Origin of the sequence: Micromonospora sp. 15K316 (assembly GCF_004348525.1) — a bacterium.
Taxonomy (GTDB): domain Bacteria; phylum Actinomycetota; class Actinomycetes; order Mycobacteriales; family Micromonosporaceae; genus Micromonospora.
On sequence record NZ_SMKG01000418.1, the window covers coordinates 1 to 1242 of the forward strand.

Consider the following 1242-nt stretch of genomic DNA (forward strand, 5'->3'; position numbering starts at 1 on the left):
GTGCGGCGGGTGCCGGTGCGGCGTCGAGGGGTGGGGTGCCGGGCGCCCGGGCGAGGCGGTGGTGGTCCCGGCAGCGGGAGCGCCGCACCGACCTGGTGCCCGAGGACGAGCTGATCAGCCGGATCGTGACCGGCGCCGACCCGGTCCGCCGTCGGGGTGGTCGCCCCGGCGCGGAGGTGGTCGACCGGGGTGCGGTCATCGACCGAGGGCCGGTGAACGGTCGCGAACCGGATACCGATCCGGGTGTGCGTGGACCCGGCGGCGCAGCCGACGAGGACAGCCGGGTGGACACCGCGGCCGCCGCGACGCGGGGCGGCGGCACCGGTCGGCACCGGGTCCGGGGTGCCGACGTCGACCCGGCCGTCGACGTCGGCGAGATCACCATGTATTACCAGCCGCAGATCGCCATCGCCACCGGTGAGGTGGTGGGCGTGGAGGCGCTGCTGCGCTGGCGGCACCCGCGACGCGGCATGGTCGACCCGGAGGAGCTGATCCGGGTCGCCGAGCAGAGCGCCGTGATGCGGCTGCTCACCCGCCGGGTCGTCGACGACGTGGTGGAGCAGCTCGCGAAGTGGACCGCCACCGGGGTCGGGCTGCGGGCCGCGCTCAACGTGAGCGTGCGCGACCTGCACACCGGTGAGATCGCCGACCAGATCGCCGACCGGTTGATCCGCTACGGCGTACCGCCCGAGCGGCTGCAACTGGAGATCACCGAGGGCGCGCTGATGGCCGACCCGCGACGGGTGCTGGCGACCATCTCGCGGCTGCACCGCATCGGGGTGGCCATCTCGCTGGACGATTTCGGCACCGGGTACTCCTCCCTGCAGCATCTGCGCCGGTTGCCGCTCTCCGAGGTGAAGGTGGACCGCAGCTTCGTGCTCGGGATGGCCGACGACCCCGACGACGCGGCGATCGTACGGTCGATGATCGAACTGGCGGGCGCCCTCGGCCTGCGGGTGGTGGCCGAGGGGGTCGAGGACGAACGGACCTGGCGGATGCTGCACGCCGCCGGCTGCGACGCCGCCCAGGGCTGGTTCTACGCCCGGCCGATGCCCGCCCAGGAGCTGGTGACCTGGTTGGCCCGGTACCGCCCGGTGCGCCCCACCGGCGGCCCCGACCCCGACCTGCGCCGCCGGCACGCCCGCTGACCCCGCCCCGGCACCCGGTGGCCCCGGCGCTCGGCCCCGGCGCGGTCCGCCCGCCTTGCTTGATCAACTCGACGTCCCTGAAGTCGGGGTGACC

General features: G+C 74.9%; 1 protein-coding gene. It reads left to right on the forward strand.

From position 1 onward, the window contains the following. Window positions 1-1148 (forward strand): EAL domain-containing protein (locus tag E1211_RS32080; protein ID WP_207915602.1); only part of this gene is annotated, 1148 nt, incomplete at its 5' end. Between the last annotated feature and the right edge of the window lie 94 nt (window positions 1149-1242).